Raw genomic sequence first — 17,687 nt, forward strand, 5'->3', positions numbered from 1 at the left:
TCAGATCGGCTCACCCTCGTCATCACCCGGCAGGCTCGGCCTCGGCGACACCATGTCACTGTCCCCCGGCGACGGCACCGGCGACGGCTTCAAGGTGTCACTCGGCGAAGGAAGCGGCGGCGGCGTCGGCACGAACATCGTCGGCGGCAACGGACGCGCCGGCGGCATCACCTCATCACCCCGCCCCAGCAGCAACCACGCGATCGCCGCCGTCAGCGTCAGCAACGCCACCAGCACCGACAACGCCACCAGCACCGCACGCCGCGTCTCGGTCGCCGGCGGAGCCGGCGGCGGCGGCGAGGGAACCGCCGGAACCCGGTCACCCAGCCAGTACGGCACGAACTCCGGCCCATGGGTCTCACCGATCAGCGTGCCGCTCACCAGCACCGACTCAAGGAACCACGCCGCGCCCAGCCCACCAGGGGTGTACGGCACCGCCACCCACGGCGCCGGGCCGTCATCGGTCACGATCACCTGCGGCGCCCCCACCGGCCCACGCCCCCGGGCCCGGGCCACCCACCCGCGCACACCCCCACGCGGCGAAGCCTGGCGGACCGACGTCAGGAACCGCTCCCGCGCCGCCGCGTCCAAGGCCGCACCCCGCGTCAGCAACGCGATCGACACCGCCCGCCCGTCGGCGTCCTGGGCGAGATACACGAAACCCGTCGGAAGGGCCTGCAGCCGCGCCTGGACGACGTAGGCCCCGAGCCGGGACGGGTCACCGTACTGGAGCGGAGTGGCCACGGTTGACATGAAAGCACACCTTGTCATCCGGCTCACCGTGACGGTGCCGTGCACCATTGCGCCGCGTTTGATGGAATGGCCGCATGACCGTTGCGGAAGAACGCAGTGACGGGACCGGGGCGGACGAGGGTGCCGACGCCGACCTCCGTCTCCTCCAGCAGTCCCTCACCGAGGTCCGGCGCGTCATCGTCGGCCAGGACCACATGATCGAACGGCTGCTGGTGGCGCTGCTGGCGCGCGGTCACTGCCTCCTGGAAGGCGTGCCAGGCGTCGCCAAGACCCTCGCCGCCTCCACCCTGTCCACCGTCGTGGGCGGCACCTTCGCCCGCATCCAGTTCACCCCCGACCTCGTGCCGAGCGACATCGTCGGCACCCGCGTCTACCACCCCTCCAGCGAGACCTTCGACATCGAACTCGGACCGGTGTTCGTCAACTTCCTGCTGGCCGACGAGGTCAACCGGGCCCCGGCCAAAGTGCAGTCCGCCCTGCTGGAGGTCATGGCCGAACGCCAGGTCACCCTCGCCGGACGCACCCACCCCCTGCCCCGGCCCTTCATCGTCCTGGCCACCCAGAACCCCATCGAATCCGAAGGCGTCTACCCGCTGCCCGAGGTCCAGCGCGACCGCTTCCTGTTCAAGGTCCGCGTCGTCCACCCCACCGCCGGCGAGGAACTGGAGATCCTCCACCGCATGAGCGTCTCCCCGCCGCTACCCGGCCGGGTGCTCGACCCCGAACGGCTCCTGTCCCTGCAGAAACTCGCCGACCAGGTGTCGGTGCACCAGCTCGTCGCCGACTACGTGGTCCGCCTGGTCATGGCCACCCGCTCCCCCGCCGAATACGGGCTGCGCGACCTGGAGGAGGCCATCGAGATCGGCGTCAGCCCCCGCGCCACCCTCGGCCTGGTCGCCGCCGGACGGGCCCTGGCCCTGCTGCGCGGCCGCGACTACCTGCTGCCCGACGACGTACGCGACGTCGCCGTGGACGTCATGGGACACCGGCTGATGCTCAGCTTCGACGCCCTGGCCGACGGCGTCGACCCCGAGGACGTCGTCCGCCAGATCCTCGCCTCGGTGCCACCCCCGCTCGTCGTCTGGAACCAGGCCCAGCGGTGACCCGCCCGGCCTCCGATCACGAAACCGGGTCGGCCACCAGCCCCGAACACGCCCTGCGCCGCCTGGAGCTGACCGTCGTCCGCCGCCTGGACGGACTCCTGCACGGGCAACACCAGGGCCTGCTCCCCGGCGCCGGCAGCGAACCCGGCGACAGCAGGGTCTACGTCCCCGGCGAGGACGACGTCCGCCGCATGGACTGGTCGGTGACCGCCCGCACCACCGTCCCCCACGTCCGCGACCTGGTCGCCGACCGCGAACTGGAGACCTGGGTGCTCGCCGACCTGTCACCCAGCATGGACTTCGGCACCGCCGCCATGGAGAAACGCGACCTGGTGATCGCCGCCGTCGGCGCCATCGGCTTCCTCACCAGCCGTATCGGCGACCGCTTCGGCGCCTACGTCATCCACGGCCACGACGTCCACCGCCTGCCCGCCCGCACCGGCAGACCCGCCATGTACGCGCTCCTGCAGACGCTCATGGACGCCCCCCGCGGCATGCCCGCCCCCGGCCCGACCCGCCTGGCCGACGCGATCGTGCTCCTCGACGCCGCCCGCCGCAAACGCGGCCTGAGAGTGATCGTCTCCGACTTCCTCGACCTCGGCCAGGGCGGCGACCCGCACTCCGAACGCGACTGGGAACGACCGGTGCGCCGCCTCGCCGCCCGCCACCAGGTGCTCGCCATCGAAGTGCTCGACCCACGCGAACTCGAACTGCCCGACGTCGGCCTCGTCGCCCTCACCGACCCCGAGACCGGGCGCACCCGCGAGATCCACCTCACCCCCAAGATCCGCCACGACTACGCCGAGGCCGCCGCCGCCCAGCGCGAGGCCACCCGCGTGGCACTCCGCCGCTGCGGCGCCGACCACCTGATCCTGCGCACCGACCGCGACTGGGTCTTCGACATCGCCCAATACGCCCTCCGCCACCGGCGCACCGCCCACCTGGCCGCACGGCACCCCGGCAGGAGGGCAGGCGCGTGATCTTCCTGTCCCCGGCATGGCTGTGGCTGTTCACCGCCCTCGCCCTCCTGGTCGCCGCCTACGTCCTCACCCAGTTCGCCCGCCGCCGCTACGCCGTGCGCTTCACCAACCTGGCCCTGCTGAGCCTGGTCGCCCCCGAACGGCCCGGCTGGCGCCGCCACGTCCCCGCCGCGCTCTTCCTGGTCATGATGAGCCTGCTGGTGCTCGGCGCCGCACGCCCCGCCGACGCCACCCGCGTCCCGCGCGACCGGGCCACGATCATCGTCGCGGTGGACATCTCCCTGTCGATGGAGGCCGCCGACGTCTCCCCCACCCGCCTGGTCGCCGCCAAACAGGCCGCCCAGCAGTTCGTCAAGGACCTGCCGGAACGCTTCAACGTGGGCCTGGTGTCCTTCGCGCGCTCCGCCGCCGTGGTCATCTCCCCCACCACCGACCACCTCGCCGTGATCACCGCCATCTCCAACCTGTCCACCCGGCCCGGCACCGCCATCGGCGAGGCCGTGTTCAACTCGCTGGACTCGGTGCGCTCGTTCGACCAGCGCGCGGTCACCGACCCGCCGCCCTCGGCGGTCGTGCTGCTGTCCGACGGCGACAACACCTCGGGCCGGTCGGTCAACGAGGCCATCCAGGCGGCGGCCGGCCTGCGCGTGCCGGTGTCCACCATCGCCTACGGCACCCCCGACGGCACCGTGAGCATCGACGGGCGCGACGTGCAGGTCCCGGTGAACAAGGCCACCCTGCAGTCCCTGGCCGACGGCACCAGCGGGCGCGCCTACGCGGCCGAGTCCGGGGACGAGCTGCGCGACGTCTACGGGCAGATCGGCAGCTCCCTCGGGTACCGCATCGTGCACCAGGAGATCGGCCAGTGGTTCACCGTGGCCGGGATCCTCATCGGGCTGCTGGTCGCGGCGGCCACGATGCTCCTCGGCTCCCGCATCCCCTGACCCTCCCGGCCCCGCCGCACCGGCGCGCGGACGGCGGCCGGGCGGGTTCCGGCCGCCCGATCACGAGGACCTCCGCGACGTTGGTAACGTCTGTGCACGTGACGTCCAAGGGGGCACATTACTTCGAGGAGCGGCCCGGCGCGGCCGCCCGTCCGGGCACGGTCGACGTGGTCCTGCCGGACCTGCACCTGCGCCTGGCCACCGACAGCGGCGTCTTCTCCCCCGACCGGCTCGACCCGGGCACCCGGATCCTCCTGGAGAGCGTGCCGGCCCCGCCCCAGCGGGGCGACCTGCTCGACCTCGGCTGCGGGTACGGCCCGGTCGCGCTGACGATGGCGTCGCGCGCGCCGGAGGCGACGGTGTGGGCGATCGACGTCAACCGGCGCTCGGTGGAGCTGACCGAGCGAAATGCCCGAAGTGCCGGCCTTGACAAAGTAAGGTCGATTCATGCCGACGAAGTGCCGCCCGATGTCCGCTTCTCGGTGATCTGGTCCAATCCGGCGATCCGCATCGGCAAGCCCGCGCTGCACGCCATGCTCACCCGCTGGCTCGACCGGCTCGCCGGCGACGGCGCGGCCTACCTGGTGGTGCAGAAGCACCTCGGGTCGGACTCCCTGCAGCGCTGGCTCGGCGACAACGGCTGGGACACGACCCGCGTCGCCTCCCGGTCGGCCTACCGTGTGCTCCGGGTCGCCCCCCGCCCGGCCCCCGGCGGCGCCGGGCCCACCCCCGGCGACGCCTCCCCCCTCGGGGGCGCCGCCAACGACGAGGAGCGATGACCGCCCGATGACCCAAGGCACCCGAACGCAGCTGCGCCAGACCGACGTCAAGCGGCTCAACCGCACCTGGCGCCGGGGCACCGAGAACCGGCTGTCGCTGATCCTCGAATCGGTGACGGGCCCGTTCAACATCGGCTCCCTGTTCCGCACGGCCGCCGCCTTCGGCGCCGACCAGATCTGGCTGGCCGGCAACGCCACCCCGCCGACCAACCCCAAGGCGCAGAAGACCGCGCTCGGCACCGACCGCCTGGTCACCTGGCACGAGCCCGTGCTCCCCGCCGACGCCGTGCGGGCGGCCAAGGAGGACGGGTACACCGTGATCGCCGTCGAGCTGACCGGCGACGCGGTGCCGCTGCACCGCGCCGGGCTCGACCGCGACGTGTGCCTGGTGCTCGGCAACGAGGACCACGGCTGCTCCCCCGCGCTGCTGGAGGCCGTCGACGAGGTGATCTACATCCCGCAGGTGGGCCGGGTGGGGTCGTTCAACGTCGGGGTCGCCGGGGCCATCGTCCTGGCCGAGGCCCGCCGCCAGGAATGGGCCGCCGCCGGCGAACCCGCCGAGGCCGGCCCCGAAGACTGACCCCGGGGGCCGCCCCTCGCGCGCACGCGGATCCGCGACACGCTCACCGGTCGTGACGATCTCACCCGCCGGGGAAGATCACCGAAAGTAAGATCGCGGACGTGAAGAGTAGTCATAAGCTGATCTCGTCCAGGAAAACGGCACCCAAGGGGGTTCGCCGGGTCGTGCTGCTGACCGGGCAGCTGAGGGTCGGCGGCACCGAGAAGCAGATCTTCCTGCTGGCCACCGGCCTGGCCCGCAGCGGTGTCGAGGTCGACGTGGTGACGTTGCACTCCGGCGGCCCCTACGGCGACGCGCTCGAACTCGCCGGCGTCCCGGTGCACAACGCGGGCTTCATGGCGCTGTCGAGCGGGGCCAGGGCCGTCCCGCACAACCTGCTGGCGGCGGCGCGCCTGGTCCGGATGGTGCGGCGGCTCAGGCCGGACGTGCTGCACGCCTTCCTCTACCACGCCTATGTGATCGGCGCGCCGATCGCCTGGCTCGCCCGGGTCCCGGTCATCGTGGCGGGACGGCGCAGCCTGAGCATCTTCAAACGACTCCGGTACGGCAGCCACACCCTGGAGCGCGTCGCCACCTGGCTGACCCGGCACGTGGTGGCCAACGCCGTGGCCGTGGCGCAGGACGCGGAGAAGGTCGAGGGCCTCGCCCCGGAGAAGATCAGCGTGATCTACAACGGGCTGCCCGACTCGGCCTTCCTGCCCGCCGTGCCCGCCCAGATCAGCACCGACCTGCCGGTCGTGTGCTGCGTCGCCAACCTCATGTCCCACAAGGGGCACCGCTCCCTCGTCGAGGCCGTGGCGCTGCTGGCCGCCCGGGGCACGCCGTGCACCCTGGTGCTGGCCGGCGAGGGCCCCGAGCGCGACGTCCTGATCACGCAGGCGGCGGCCCTCGGGGTGGACCTGCGCCTCCTGGGCCTCCGCCGCGACATCGAGCCCCTGATGCACCGCGCGTCGGTGGTCGTGCTCGCCTCCCTCCGCGAGGGGATGAGCAACGCGGTCATGGAGGCGATGGCGGCGGGCAAGCCGATCGTCGCCACCGCCGTCGGCGGAACGTGCGAGCTGCTGAGCGGGCGCGGCCTGCTGGTCCCCCCGCAGGCCCCCGGCGCGCTGGCCGACGCCCTGGAGAGGGTGCTGCACGACCCACGCCTGGGCGCGTCCCTCGGCAGCACCGCGCGCGCCTGGGCGCTGGACAACCTCGGTGTGGACTCCATGATCGACCGGCACCTGGAGCTGTACGGGCGTCTCCTGGAGGAGAGATGTGCGCGATAGCGGGCGCCGTCTGCCCGGACGGGGTGGATCCGGCCACGGTCCAGGACATGTGCGACACGATCGCGCACCGCGGCCCCGACGGCGGCGGCCTGCACGTGGAGCACTCCGCCGTGCTCGGGACGCGCCGCCTGGCCGTCGTCGACGTGGCCGGCGGCGACCAGCCCGTCTACAGCGAGGACGGCCGGGTCGTCGCGGTGTTCAACGGCGAGATCTACAACTTCGCCGAACTGCGGGCCGAGCTGCTGGCCAAGGGACACCGCCTGGCCGCGAGCGGCGACTCCGAATGCCTGGTCCACCTGTACGAGGAACACGGCGACGCCCTGGTGCACCGTCTGCGGGGCATGTTCGCCTTCGCCCTGTGGGACGGGCGCAGGCGCAGGCTCCTGCTGGCCCGCGACCGGGTGGGCAAGAAGCCGCTCTACTGGGGGATGCGGTCCGGCCTGCTGCGTTTCGCCTCCGAGCTCAAGGCGCTGATCGGCGACCCGAGGTGGCGCGGCGAGGTCGACCCGGTCGCCCTGCACCACTACCTGACCTTCCAGTACGTGCCGGCCCCCTGGTCGATCCTCCAGGGCATCGCCAAGCTCCCGCCGGGCTCCACCCTGGTGTGGCAGGACGGGCACGTGCGCGTTGACCGCTACTGGCGGCTGGACGCCACCCCCCGCCCGGCGGCCCCCATCGAGGAGGAGGCCGAACGGCTGCGCGCGCTGCTGCTGGAGGCGACCCGGCTGCGGATGGTCGGCGAGCGCCCGATCGGCGCCTTCCTGTCGGGGGGCGTCGACTCCTCCGCCGTCGTCGCGGCGATGGCCCGGCAGTCCTCGCGGCCGATCCGCACGTACTGCGTCGGCTTCGACACGGCCGCCTTCGACGAGCGCGCGCACGCGCGGGAGGTGGCCGACCTCTTCGGCACCGACCACTCCGAGCTGCTCGTGTCCGGCGCCCCGCTCGAGGTGTTCCCCGCGCTGGCCTGGCACTTCGACGAGCCGTTCGCCGACTCCTCGGCGATCCCGAGCCTGCTCGTCGCCCGGATGAGCAGCCGGCGGGTGACGGTGGTGCTCAACGGGGACGGCGGGGACGAGTCCTTCGGCGGCTACCGCCGGTACGTGCTGCTGCGGCAGGCCGCCCGGCTGCGGATGCCGTCGATGGCCGCGCCGATGCTCGGCGCGGCGGGCAGGGGCCTGCGGGCCCGGTCGCGCCCGGGGTCGGCGCTCCGCAAGGCGGCCTGGGGCATGGAGCTGGCCGGTCTGTCGACGACCGACAGGTACACGCGCCTGATGTCCTACTTCACCGGGGAACAGAAGCGGAGGATCTACACCAAGGGGCAGCGGGACCGGGTGGCGGGCGTCAGCAGCGGCGCCATCGTCGAACGGGCCTTCGCGGAGTCCTCCGCCGGGTGCGACCTCACCCGGGTCATGGACGTCGACGTCAACACCTACCTGCCCGGCGACCTGCTGGTGAAGGCCGACATCAGCACGATGGCCTGCTCGATCGAGGCGCGCTCCCCCTTCCTCGACCATGTCCTGATGGAGTGGGCCGCCGGCCTGCCCGGCGAGCTGAAGATCCGCGACGGGACGACGAAGTACCTGCTCAAGCGCGCCGTGGCGGACTGGTTGCCCGCGCACCTGCTGCGGCGCCAGAAGATGGGCTTCGGGGTGCCGCTGGCCTCCTGGCTCAGGACCGGGTTGCGTCCCCTGGCGCACGACCTGCTCACCGACGCCACCGCCCGCGACCGGGGGATCTTCGGCCCCCGGGCCGTCGCCCGCCTGCTCGCCGAGCACGCCGGCGGCCGCGACCACTCCGACCGCATCTGGACCCTGCTGCAGTTCGAGCTCTGGCACCGGACCCACCTGTCCGCACGCCCGGCCGCCGCCCAGCGGCCCTCCCTGTGAGCGCCACGGCCCCGGCGGGCCGCAGGGACGTGACCGCCACGCGCCTGGCCCACCTGCTCCTGACCCGCCTGACGCTCGTGGTGGCCGGCGGCCTCACCAGCGTCATCGTGGCGCGCGCCCTCGGGCCCGGCGACCGCGGCGCCTACCGGGTGATCGTCACCATCGCGATCACGGCGGCGGCCATGGGGAACCTGTCGGTGGAGAAGTCGCAGACGGCCCTGTGGGAGCGGGAGGGCGACCGGCCGGCGATCGAGGCGAACGCCCTGTGGCTGGGTCTCGCCGTGGGCGCGGCGGCGGCCGCGTTCACCGCCGTGCTCACCGCGCGCACCGCCGTGGACCGCTCCACACTGGTCTGGGGCCTGGTCGCGGTGCCCGTCATGATGGCGACCGTCTACGTCAACAACGTGCACATCCTGCGGTCCCGCACCGAGATCGTCAACCGGGGCTCGCTGGCCGGGGCGGCCCTGCAGTGCTCCGCCCTGGCGGCGCTGGCGCTTCCCGGGTGGCTCACCGTGGAGTGGGTGGTGATCATCTGGACCCTCTCGGTGGTGGTCAACCTGCTCCTGCTGCTGCCGGCCCTGCCCGTGTGCCGGCCGCGCGGGCGGACGCTGGCCGCGCGCACCCTCTCGCGCGGGCTGCGCTACCACCCGGGGTACGTCTGCCATTTCCTGATGCTGCGGCTGGACATTCTGGTCCTGAACGCCATGAGCACGCCCGCCGCGGTGGGCGTCTACTCCATGGCGGTGACGCCGGCCGAGCTGCTTCGGGCCATGACCGGCGCGGTGGTCCAGGTCACCCTGCCCCGGCAGATGGAGTCGAGCAGGGAGACGGCCGCGGCGTACACCGCGCGCACGATCCGGATCACCGCCGTGCTCGCCGCCGTGTCGATCGTCCTTTTCTGCCTGGCGGGACCGCCGCTGGTGGTCGCCGCCGCCGGGCCGGCCTACGCGGGGTGCGTCGTCCCGATGCTGGTCCTCGCGCCCGGCGTGGCGGCAGCGGCGACGGCGGCACCGGCCGCGGCCTATCTCCTGCGCCTGGACCGGCCGCTCCGCACCTCGGTGATGTACGGCGGCGCGCTGCTGGCCAACCTCGCGCTGAACGTCGTGCTGATCCCCCGCGCGGGCGTCGCGGGGTGCGCTCTGGCGTCCACGGTCGCCTACACGGGGCTGGCCGCCGCCCAGATGGGATGGTTCGCCCGGTCAGCGGGGGTGCCCCTGCGACGGCTGGCCCCGGGTGCCGCCGAGGTGCGCGAGATCGCCCGCCGCCTGCGCGGGTTCCTGCCCGCCCGGCCGCCCGAGCAGGTACTCGTTGCAGCCGAGCCCGCCCCCGCACGTCTTGAGGCGCAGCAGGCCGAGGTCGTGACCGTGGGCGCGGGCGAGGATCTGCTCGGGTTTCGCGACCTCGAACGGATAGCCGCCCACCCAGTCGAGCATGTCGTGCCAGCGCGACATGCCGCGCGGCCGGGCGGCCGGGCGGGCGGTGTGGCCGGTGAGCAGCCGGGTGAGGGTGAGCAGGGGCCAGGCCCGGTAGATGTACGCCGAGCTCGCGGCGACCAGGGCGCCCCGGGCCAGCGGCCCCGACCGGTTGTAGCGCCGCTTCACGGCCGCCCAGACCCGGCTGCGGCCCCCCTGGTCGTTGTAGATCGAGACGAACAGCAGCCCGCCGGGGGCCACGAGCCCGACGGCGGCGTCGAACGCCCGCCACATTGCACCGGTGTGGTGCAGGACGCCCCAGGCGTACACCACGTCGAAGGTCCCCAGCCGGGCGAGGTGGCCGCCGTCCAGGATCGATCCCCGCTCGATCGTCCAGGGGGCGCCGGGGGCGAAGGCGCCCCGTAGCCGCACCGCCGACTCCACCGCCTCGGCGTCGACGTCGAACGCGTGCACGCGGGCGCCGAGGCGGTGCGCGGCCAGTGAGAACAGGCCGCTGCCGCAGCCCACGTCGAGGAAGGTGCGCCCGGCCAGGTCCTCGACGCCCAGCGCCGACCGCAGCGAGCCGGCCGCGCTCTGGACGCGGCGCTCGTCGACCAGGCCGGTGAAGGCCTTCCAGTTGCGGCCGAAGGCGAACCTCTCCCCCCGGCGGACCTGCAGAAGGTTCTCGTCCACTGTCGTCTCCCCTCGCCCGCCGAACGATGATCCATAACCTAGCGCAGCCGGTCGGTCACCCTGCGAAGGCGCCGCCGGAGGGCGGGCCGGCCCGGGCTCCGGCCGTGGAACCGAAGCCGGTGACCGGGCCGCCGGTCGCTTCGATGAGGACCATTACCTCCAGCCCAATAAAGACGAAAATGTTCACCCGGGTGAGCTGACGTGGCAGGGTCGTACAGGGGATACTCCTGCTCGTGCAGCGCCGCTACCCGTTTCTGGACCATCCGGGCCCGCTGGCCTTCGCCCATCGTGGCGGGGCCGCCGAGGGCCGGGAGAACACCATGGCCGCCTTCTCCCGGGCCGTCGAGATGGGGTACACCTACCTGGAGACCGACGCCCACGCCACGGCGGACGGCGTGCTGCTCGCGTTCCACGACCACCGGCTCGACCGGGTGACCGACCGGCAGGGCCGCCTCGCCGCCCTGCCCTACCGCGAGGTGCGCCGGGCCCGCATCGGCGGCGTGGAGGAGATCCCGCTGCTGGAGGAGGTCCTCGGCACCTGGCCGGACGTCAAGGTCAACATCGACGTCAAGGAGTCCCCGGCGATCGGCCCGCTGGCCGAGGCGATCAGCCGCACCAACGCCTACGACCGCGTGTGCCTCACCTCGTTCTCCGACATGCGGCTGGCCAGGGCCCGCATGGCCGTGGGCCGCCCGGTCTGCTCGGCGCTCGGCCCGCGCGGGGTGGCCCGGCTGCGCGCCGCCGCCCTCGGCTCGGGGTACGGGCGCCTGCTCGGCGGCCTGGCCCGCGCGGGCGTCCCCTGCGCGCAGGTCCCGGTCGGCTTCCGCGGGGTGCGGGTGACCACCCGCGCCCTGGTGCGCACGGCGCACGCCCTCGGCATGCAGGTCCACGTATGGACCATCGACGACCCGCGCGCGATGGAGCACCTCCTCGACCTCGGCGTCGACGGCATCATGACCGACAACATCTCGGGCCTGAGGGACGTCCTCAGCGGCCGGGGCCAGTGGTACCCGCGCCACCCCGCCGCGCACGCGTGACCCCCTGACAAGGCCAGGAGCCCCCCATGACCACCTCCACCGTCGCCGAAGACCTCCCCCTGGCGCGCAAGCGCGAACAGCGGGGCTGGTACTGGTACGACTTCGCCAACTCGGGCTTCCAGTCGACGGTCATCACGGTCTTCCTCGGGCCGTACCTCACCACGCTCGCCGAGAAGGCGGCCGGCGGCGAGAACGGGTTCGTCGGCTTCCTCGGCTTCGACTTCCGTGCCAAGGCCTACTTCTCGGCCATCGTGGCGATCTCGGTGGTCCTGCAGATCGTCGTCATGCCGGTCGCCGGCGCCCTGGCCGACCACACCGGCCGCAAGAAGGAGCTGCTCGGCCTGTTCGCCTACCTCGGCGCGGCGGCCACCCTCGGCTTCTACTTCGTCCAGGGCGACGCCTACGTGCTGGGCGGGGTGCTGTTCATCGTCGCCAACGTGGCGTTCGGCGCCGCCATGGTCGTCTACAACTCGTTCCTGCCCCAGATCGCCGCCGCCGACGAGCGGGACAAGGTCTCCTCGCACGGCTGGGGGTTCGGCTACCTCGGCGGGTTCGTGCTGCTGGCGGTGAACCTGTTCCTCTACCAGGGCAGCGGCATCGAGACGGGCCTCGCGGTGCGCATCAGCCTGGCCTCGGCCGGGCTGTGGTGGGCGGTCTTCACGGTGATCCCGCTGATGCGCCTGCGCAACCGCCGGGTCGCCACCGACGAGACCACGCCCGGCCAGATCATCGGCGGCAGCTTCCGCCAGCTCGGCCGGACCCTCGCCGACCTGCGCCGCTACCCGCGCAGCCTGCTGTTCCTGCTCGCCTACCTGATCTACAACGACGGCGTCCAGACGGTGATCTCGTTCTCGGCCACCTACGCCGACCAGGAGCTCGGCCTGGGCAAGAGCACGCAGATCACCGCGATCCTGATGGTGCAGTTCGTCGCCTTCGGCGGGGCGCTGCTGCTCGGGCGGCTGGCCGCGCGGTTCGGCACCAAGCGCACCGTCCTGGTCAGCCTGGTGGTCTGGACGGGCGTGGTCGCCGTGGCGTACTTCCTGCAGAAGGGCGCCGCCGTCCAGTTCTACGCCATCGCGTTCCTGATCGCCATCGTGCTCGGCGGCACCCAGGCCCTGTCGCGGTCGCTGTACTCACTGGTGATCCCCGCGGGCAGGGAGGCGGAGTACTTCAGCCTGTTCGAGATCAGCGACAAGGGGTCGTCCCTGCTCGGGTCGTTCACCCTGACCCTGGCCCTCCAGATCACCAACAGCTACCGCGTGGCGATCCTGTCGTTGGTGATCTTCTTCGTGATCGGATTCGGGCTCCTCATGGCCGTCAACCTGCCACGGGCCATTCGTGAGGCGGGCAACGAGGTGCCGGCGCGCATCTAGGGAAGGCCCCGCGGAGGGGGGTGCCACCAAGATCAGCTTCGCAAGCGGCGCGTGCCCGAGGCGAAAAGCGCGATTGGATCACCCCAAGGGTGGGAATCCATCCACGGTATCAAGCGTTGTAAGCCGTGGAGACCCACCCCTCATAACGGGGCCCTCAGGAGGCATTGAAACATGGGCGAGCGTGCACTTCGCGGAACCCGTCTCGGAGCCACCAGCTACGAGAACGACCGCAACACCGATCTGGCCCCGCGCCAGGAGGTGCCTTACACCTGCCCGAAGGGCCATCGCTTCGACGTGCCCCTTGCCGCGGAGGCGGAGATCCCGGCGACATGGGAGTGCCGCAGTTGCGGTGCGACCGCGCTACGGGTGGATGCGGAGCAACCTCAAACGAAGAAGGCCAAGCCGCCGCGCACTCACTGGGACATGCTACTGGAGCGCCGCACGATCGAGGACCTCGAAGAGGTGCTCAACGAGCGTCTGGCGATCCTCCGGGCACAGCGGCGCAAGAGCGCCTGACCCAACCTACCGGCGCCTTCGGCCCACCTGCGGGTGGCCCGGGGGCGCCTTTCTCATGCCCGCCCGACGGCGTGTCGCGCCGGGCGGTCGCGGCCTTTCCGGCGGCCGGGGACCCCCGTTTACTGTCACGCCTCGTGGCGTGTCAACGGCAGACCGAAACGTATTTTCACCCTCCTTGTCATGAGGTTTCGGGCACCGTACAGTCGTGATCGTCTGCTTGGGGATCACCCTGTCGGAGTCCCAAGTCTTGTGCGGCGTGAGCTGTCGCTCTTGTACGAAATCAATCGGCCGGCAGCGGCCAGCCGTCCAGGACGTGGTCGGGATGATCGCGCAGGAATCGCCGCCGGACTTCGGCGTACCGGGTCGGCGTGAGCCCGGTGAACTCCCGGAACTCGCGCACGAAGTGGGCCTGGTCGAAGTAGCCCGCGCCGGCGGCGACGTCTCCCCAGTCGATCGGTGCGGCGACGTCGAGCGCCAGCACGGTGGAGCTGAAGCGGTAGCTGCGAGCCAGCCGTTTTGGCGTGACACCGACTACGGCCTTGAACCGCTTCGCCACATACGTGCTGCTGGCGCGGGCCGCCACACCGATGTCGCTGATCGGCACCGTCCCGCCTGTCGCCGCGACGGCGCTGCTCATTTGGCGGACCAGGTCAAGACCGTCGATCACCCGCAGCCGTCGCACCAGTTCCTCCTCGAGCAACATCAGCATTTCGTGCGGTGCGTCCGCCAAGGTCAGTCGGTGTCGCAATTCAGCGATGGCGGGCCGGCCCCAGATCTGCTCCACCGTCGCAGGTCGGTCGCACAACTCGGCCGCGGGCATCGGAAGGAACGGTGCCAGGCCCCACGGCCTGAAGTGGACGCCCACGGACCGGGTCGGGCTTGGGTAGCCGAACTCCCACGCACGCGTGGGCGTGGTGACCGCGCAGCCGTCGGCGTACTCCACGGCGTCTACGTCGGTGCCTGCGCGGATGAGAAACGGCGCCCCGAGGTTGACGATGAGCAATGGCGCGGGCGCCGCCGGCAGCATCAACCGGGAGTACGGCGGGGCGCCCTCCAGGTAGTAGAGGTCGTCGATCAGCCCGTCCAGCGGCGGACCGGGCACCCTGGACACATACTCCACGCCGACATTATCGCCGACGGCCCATCCGGCATCACGCGCCGCCGCCGGCATCGAGCCGGCGCCGATCCCTGACAGGCGCCCCGGCGCATTTCGCTCCCCAACTACACCCCACGTTGCGAAGAGGCCGTTTCATGGTGCGCTCAGGCGTCGTCCGCGGCGCCGCGGGGGCCGAGGGAGGGGCGGCCGGGGTCGCCCGGCGTCCCTGGGCCGGTGTGCGGCTCGTCGACGACCTGGCCGCTGACGACGCGCGCGCCGCCCGGCCCCGGCCCGCCCTGGGGCGGGAACATCACGCCGAAGGGCGACCCGGACGCCATGGCCCGCACGCGCCGCCCGAAGAACCAGGTCAGCCAGCGCCGCGCCACCGGGCGGGTGAACGGCAGGATGAGGAAGAACCCGGCGATGTCGGTGACGAACCCGGGGGTCAGCAGCAGGGTGCCGCCGGCGACGATCAGGGCGCCGTCGGCGAGCTCGCGGTCGGGCATCCGGCCGGACTCCAGCGCCTGGCGCAGGGCCCGCCAGGCCCGCCTGCCCTCCCGCCGCACCAGCCAGGCGCCGAGCAGGCTGTCGAGGATCAGCAGGCCGACGGTCTGCCACCCGCCGATCACCTGCCCGATCTGGATCAGCACCCAGATCTCCAGCACCGGCACGATCAGGAACGATATGAACATCAGCACACGCAGCATGGCCTCACCCTCACCTCGCGACGTACAACGCCCGGACCGCGCCCCGGGGTTCCCGTACCGGACCGGTTCGCTCACGGCGTGACCCGCCGGCCATGGCGTTCCGCCGGCCCGCGCGCCGGCCGCCCCGCCGTCGCCGGCCACTCGCCCGGCGGGCGTGGCTCAGCGGCTCCGGCGCAGGCGGCGCGGCAGGCCGGTCAGGCCCCAGACGGTGACCCGCCAGAAGGCCTCGGCGACGATGGCGCGGCTCATCTTGCTCGCCCCGACCACGCGGTCGACGAACGTGATCGGCACCTCGGCGACCCGCAGGCCGCCCCGGACGGTGCGGAGCGTCAGGTCGACCTGGAAGCAGTAGCCCTCGGACCGCACGTCGTCCAGCCCGATCTTCTCCAGCGTCGAGGCGCGGTAGGCGCGGAAGCCGGCCGTGGTGTCGCGCACCGGCACGCCCAGCATGAGGCGGGCGTAGGTGTTGGCGACCCGCGACAGCAGCTCCCGGGAGGCCGGCCAGTTGACGACCCTGCCGCCCGGCACCCACCGCGACCCGATGACCAGGTCGGCCGAGCCGCCCAGGGCGTCCAGCAGCAGGTGGAGCTCCTCGGGCTTGTGGGAGCCGTCGGCGTCCATCTCGACCAGCACGTCGTAGCCCTCGGACAGGCCCCAGCGGAACCCGGCGACGTAGGCGGCGCCGAGGCCCCGCTTGCCGGGGCGGTGCAGGACGTGGACGTGGTCGTCGGCGGCGGCCAGCTCGTCGGCCACGGCGCCGGTGCCGTCGGGGCTGCCGTCGTCGGCGACCAGCAGGTGGACGTCGGGCAGGGCGGCCCGGAGCCTTCCCGCGATCATCGGCAGGTTCTCACGCTCGTTGTACGTGGGAACGATGACGAGCACCCTCCCGAGACTCCGCTCCATCACCCGTCCTCTGCTTCGGTGGTGTCCTGACGTGGCGCCGCGCGCCGCAGGGTGAGGGCCGCCGCCACGGCACCCAGGCCCGCGAGCAGCAGCGCCCACTCCGGCAGCGCCCCGGCGCGGGTCGCGAGGGTCTGGCCCGTGCGGACCGGGACGGTCACCACGGCCATGTCGGCGACCTTCTCGGCGGTCCGCCATCGCACGGTGCCGCCGGGGTCGACGTAGGCCGAGATGCCGGTCGTGGCGGCGATGACCACCGCACGGTCGTGCTCTACGGCGCGCAGCTGCGACATGGCGAGCTGCTGGGGGGGCAGGCCGGTGCGGGCGTAGGTGGCGTTGTTGGTCTGCACCACGATCGGGCTGCCGCCGGCGCGCACCGTGCCGCGCACGATGTCGTCGAAGGCGACCTCGTAGCACTCGACCGCTCCCACCGTCACCGGTCCCATCCTCAGATCGCCTTCCCGGGTGCCGGCCAGCGACTGCAGACCGACGAGGTTGACCCGCTTGATGAACTTCGCGAGGAAGTCCTTGAAGGGGACGAACTCGCCGAACGGCACCAGTTTGCGTTTGTCATAGTAGGCGCCCGGCCCGGTCACCGGGTCCCACACGACGCCGCGGGTGTAGCGGTGCTGCCCGTCGGCGGAACGGGCCACCGCTCCGACCAGCACCGGCACGCCGATGTCGCGCACGGCGTCGTCGATGATCCCGCGGGCGAGCGCGCTGCGGTAGGGGTCGATGTCGGTGGAGTTCTCCGGCCACACCACGATGTCGGGCCTGGCGACCTTCCCGGCCCTGACCGCCTCGGCCAGTTCGTGGGTCTTGCCGGCGTGGTTGCGCAGCACGACGGCGGGCTCGTCGCCGAGGAAGCCCATGCCCTCCCCGGGGACGTCGCCCTGGATCACCCCGACCCGGATCGTCTTCCCGCCGTCCCCGGGGAGGGGGACGGCGTACCCGAGCAGGGGCACCGCCAGCGCGCCGGCCAGGACCAGGGCGGTCCCCCGGGTGCGGCGCAGGTGCGGGGGCCGTACGGCGGCCAGGGCCAGCAGGGTGCCGCAGAGCACGACGGCGAAGGTGACCAGCGGCGCGCCGCCGATCGCGGCGTAGGGCGTGAAGGCCGTGTGGCCCTGGCTGAAGGCCACGCGGACCCAGGGGAAGCCGCCGACCGGGAACAGGCCTCTGATCCACTCCTGGGCCACCCACAGGGCCGCGGTCCACAGCGGCCAGGCGCGCAGCCGGGCGACCACGGCGACGCCGGCCGACATCGCGGCGAAGAACAGGCTCTCGACGGCCACCAGGATCAGCCACGCGTCGTCGCCGATCGGCCGCACCCAGGCGAGCGCCGGGACCAGGAAGGCGGCGCCGCCGGCGTATCCGAGCCAGGCGGCGCGCCGGGCGCCCGTGCCGCGCACCGCGAGGGTGAGCAGCGCCACGCCGGGCGGGGCCAGGAACCACAGGCCGGCGGGCGGGAAGGCGAAGTACAGCAGGACGCCGCCGGCCAGGCAGGCGGCGAGGCGGCGGTAGGGGTGCGCGGAGGGCCGGACGACGGCGGCGGCCGGCGCCCGCTCCTCGTCCTGCACCGTGCGCTGGGCCACAGGGGCGGGTCTCTTCTCGCGGGTCCTTCGGTGACCACCGAACGCTACCGCCCTGCGGGCCCCGCTCC

Annotated in this window: 19 protein-coding genes; 10 read left to right on the forward strand and 9 right to left on the reverse strand. The window is 72.7% G+C overall.

What is annotated here, in order from left to right; all coding sequences use genetic code 11:
- The gene (locus tag NYZ98_RS29900; protein ID WP_262846916.1) at nucleotides 1–801 is read right to left on the reverse strand and encodes a hypothetical protein; all 801 of its coding nucleotides are present in this window, start codon (nucleotides 799–801) and stop codon (nucleotides 1–3) included.
- A 26-nt stretch (nucleotides 802–827) separates the two neighbouring features.
- Here NYZ98_RS29900 and NYZ98_RS29905 point away from each other — a divergent pair, with 26 nt between their 5' ends.
- The 7 genes from NYZ98_RS29905 (at nucleotide 828) to asnB (ending at nucleotide 8,293) form a co-directional block, all read left to right on the forward strand.
- Nucleotides 828–1,856, forward strand: coding sequence for an AAA family ATPase (locus NYZ98_RS29905; RefSeq protein WP_262846917.1), 1,029 nt, complete (start codon nucleotides 828–830; stop codon nucleotides 1,854–1,856).
- A complete protein-coding gene (locus NYZ98_RS29910; protein ID WP_262846918.1) occupies nucleotides 1,853–2,836 on the forward strand; it encodes a DUF58 domain-containing protein in 984 nt (327 codons plus the stop codon). Before NYZ98_RS29905 ends, NYZ98_RS29910 begins: the two co-directional genes overlap by 4 nt.
- Complete coding sequence (locus NYZ98_RS29915; protein ID WP_262846919.1) at nucleotides 2,833–3,780, forward strand: VWA domain-containing protein; 948 nt, start codon at nucleotides 2,833–2,835, stop codon at nucleotides 3,778–3,780. The genes NYZ98_RS29910 and NYZ98_RS29915 overlap by 4 nt, the downstream gene beginning before the upstream one ends.
- A gap of 98 nt (nucleotides 3,781–3,878) precedes the next feature.
- Nucleotides 3,879–4,559 carry a class I SAM-dependent methyltransferase gene (locus NYZ98_RS29920; RefSeq protein ID WP_262846920.1) on the forward strand — a complete coding sequence of 227 codons (681 nt, stop codon included), beginning with the start codon at nucleotides 3,879–3,881 and terminating at the stop codon, nucleotides 4,557–4,559.
- A 7-nt stretch (nucleotides 4,560–4,566) separates the two neighbouring features.
- Nucleotides 4,567–5,139: a TrmH family RNA methyltransferase gene (locus NYZ98_RS29925; protein WP_262846921.1), complete on the forward strand. Its 573-nt coding sequence runs from the start codon at nucleotides 4,567–4,569 to the stop codon at nucleotides 5,137–5,139.
- A 101-nt stretch (nucleotides 5,140–5,240) separates the two neighbouring features.
- Complete coding sequence (locus NYZ98_RS29930) at nucleotides 5,241–6,407, forward strand: glycosyltransferase (protein WP_262846922.1); 1,167 nt, start codon at nucleotides 5,241–5,243, stop codon at nucleotides 6,405–6,407.
- Nucleotides 6,395–8,293 carry an asparagine synthase (glutamine-hydrolyzing) gene (gene asnB / locus NYZ98_RS29935; protein WP_262846923.1) on the forward strand — a complete coding sequence of 633 codons (1,899 nt, stop codon included), beginning with the start codon at nucleotides 6,395–6,397 and terminating at the stop codon, nucleotides 8,291–8,293. Before NYZ98_RS29930 ends, asnB begins: the two co-directional genes overlap by 13 nt.
- Before the next feature lie 142 nt (nucleotides 8,294–8,435).
- Here asnB and NYZ98_RS41710 read toward each other — a convergent pair whose 3' ends face one another.
- From NYZ98_RS41710 to NYZ98_RS41600, 4 genes are all read right to left on the reverse strand, one after another.
- Nucleotides 8,436–8,672 carry a hypothetical protein gene (locus NYZ98_RS41710; protein ID WP_456115259.1) on the reverse strand — a complete coding sequence of 79 codons (237 nt, stop codon included), beginning with the start codon at nucleotides 8,670–8,672 and terminating at the stop codon, nucleotides 8,436–8,438.
- Nucleotides 8,673–8,684: 12 nt separating this feature from the next.
- Complete coding sequence (locus tag NYZ98_RS41715) at nucleotides 8,685–8,849, reverse strand: hypothetical protein (protein WP_456115260.1); 165 nt, start codon at nucleotides 8,847–8,849, stop codon at nucleotides 8,685–8,687.
- Nucleotides 8,850–9,023: 174 nt separating this feature from the next.
- Complete coding sequence (locus NYZ98_RS41720) at nucleotides 9,024–9,158, reverse strand: hypothetical protein (protein ID WP_456115261.1); 135 nt, start codon at nucleotides 9,156–9,158, stop codon at nucleotides 9,024–9,026.
- A gap of 334 nt (nucleotides 9,159–9,492) precedes the next feature.
- Entirely contained in the window at nucleotides 9,493–10,398 is a 906-nt protein-coding gene (locus tag NYZ98_RS41600) for a class I SAM-dependent methyltransferase (RefSeq protein WP_380708498.1), read from the reverse strand.
- A gap of 233 nt (nucleotides 10,399–10,631) precedes the next feature.
- Between NYZ98_RS41600 and NYZ98_RS29950 the strand changes: the two genes are divergently transcribed.
- The 3 genes from NYZ98_RS29950 to NYZ98_RS29960 all read left to right on the forward strand — a co-directional run bounded on the left by NYZ98_RS29950 (nucleotide 10,632) and on the right by NYZ98_RS29960 (nucleotide 13,324).
- Complete coding sequence (locus NYZ98_RS29950) at nucleotides 10,632–11,435, forward strand: glycerophosphodiester phosphodiesterase (RefSeq protein ID WP_262846924.1); 804 nt, start codon at nucleotides 10,632–10,634, stop codon at nucleotides 11,433–11,435.
- A gap of 26 nt (nucleotides 11,436–11,461) precedes the next feature.
- A complete protein-coding gene (locus tag NYZ98_RS29955; protein ID WP_262846925.1) occupies nucleotides 11,462–12,808 on the forward strand; it encodes an MFS transporter in 1,347 nt (448 codons plus the stop codon).
- A 171-nt stretch (nucleotides 12,809–12,979) separates the two neighbouring features.
- Complete coding sequence (locus tag NYZ98_RS29960; protein WP_262846926.1) at nucleotides 12,980–13,324, forward strand: RNA polymerase-binding protein RbpA; 345 nt, start codon at nucleotides 12,980–12,982, stop codon at nucleotides 13,322–13,324.
- A gap of 280 nt (nucleotides 13,325–13,604) precedes the next feature.
- Here NYZ98_RS29960 and NYZ98_RS29965 read toward each other — a convergent pair whose 3' ends face one another.
- From NYZ98_RS29965 to lnt, 4 genes are all read right to left on the reverse strand, one after another.
- Nucleotides 13,605–14,444 (reverse strand): helix-turn-helix domain-containing protein, encoded by an 840-nt coding sequence (locus NYZ98_RS29965; RefSeq protein WP_262846927.1) that lies wholly within the window; start codon nucleotides 14,442–14,444, stop codon nucleotides 13,605–13,607.
- A gap of 140 nt (nucleotides 14,445–14,584) precedes the next feature.
- Nucleotides 14,585–15,127, reverse strand: coding sequence for an FxsA family protein (locus NYZ98_RS29970; protein WP_262846928.1), 543 nt, complete (start codon nucleotides 15,125–15,127; stop codon nucleotides 14,585–14,587).
- Nucleotides 15,128–15,286: 159 nt separating this feature from the next.
- A complete protein-coding gene (locus NYZ98_RS29975) occupies nucleotides 15,287–16,030 on the reverse strand; it encodes a polyprenol monophosphomannose synthase (RefSeq protein ID WP_262846929.1) in 744 nt (247 codons plus the stop codon).
- Nucleotides 16,030–17,619: an apolipoprotein N-acyltransferase gene (gene lnt / locus NYZ98_RS29980; RefSeq protein ID WP_262846930.1), complete on the reverse strand. Its 1,590-nt coding sequence runs from the start codon at nucleotides 17,617–17,619 to the stop codon at nucleotides 16,030–16,032. Before lnt ends, NYZ98_RS29975 begins: the two co-directional genes overlap by 1 nt.
- Nucleotides 17,620–17,687 lie beyond the last annotated feature (68 nt).

The sequence above is a fragment of the Sphaerisporangium corydalis genome (assembly GCF_025506355.1).
GTDB classification, from domain to species: domain Bacteria; phylum Actinomycetota; class Actinomycetes; order Streptosporangiales; family Streptosporangiaceae; genus Sphaerisporangium; species Sphaerisporangium corydalis.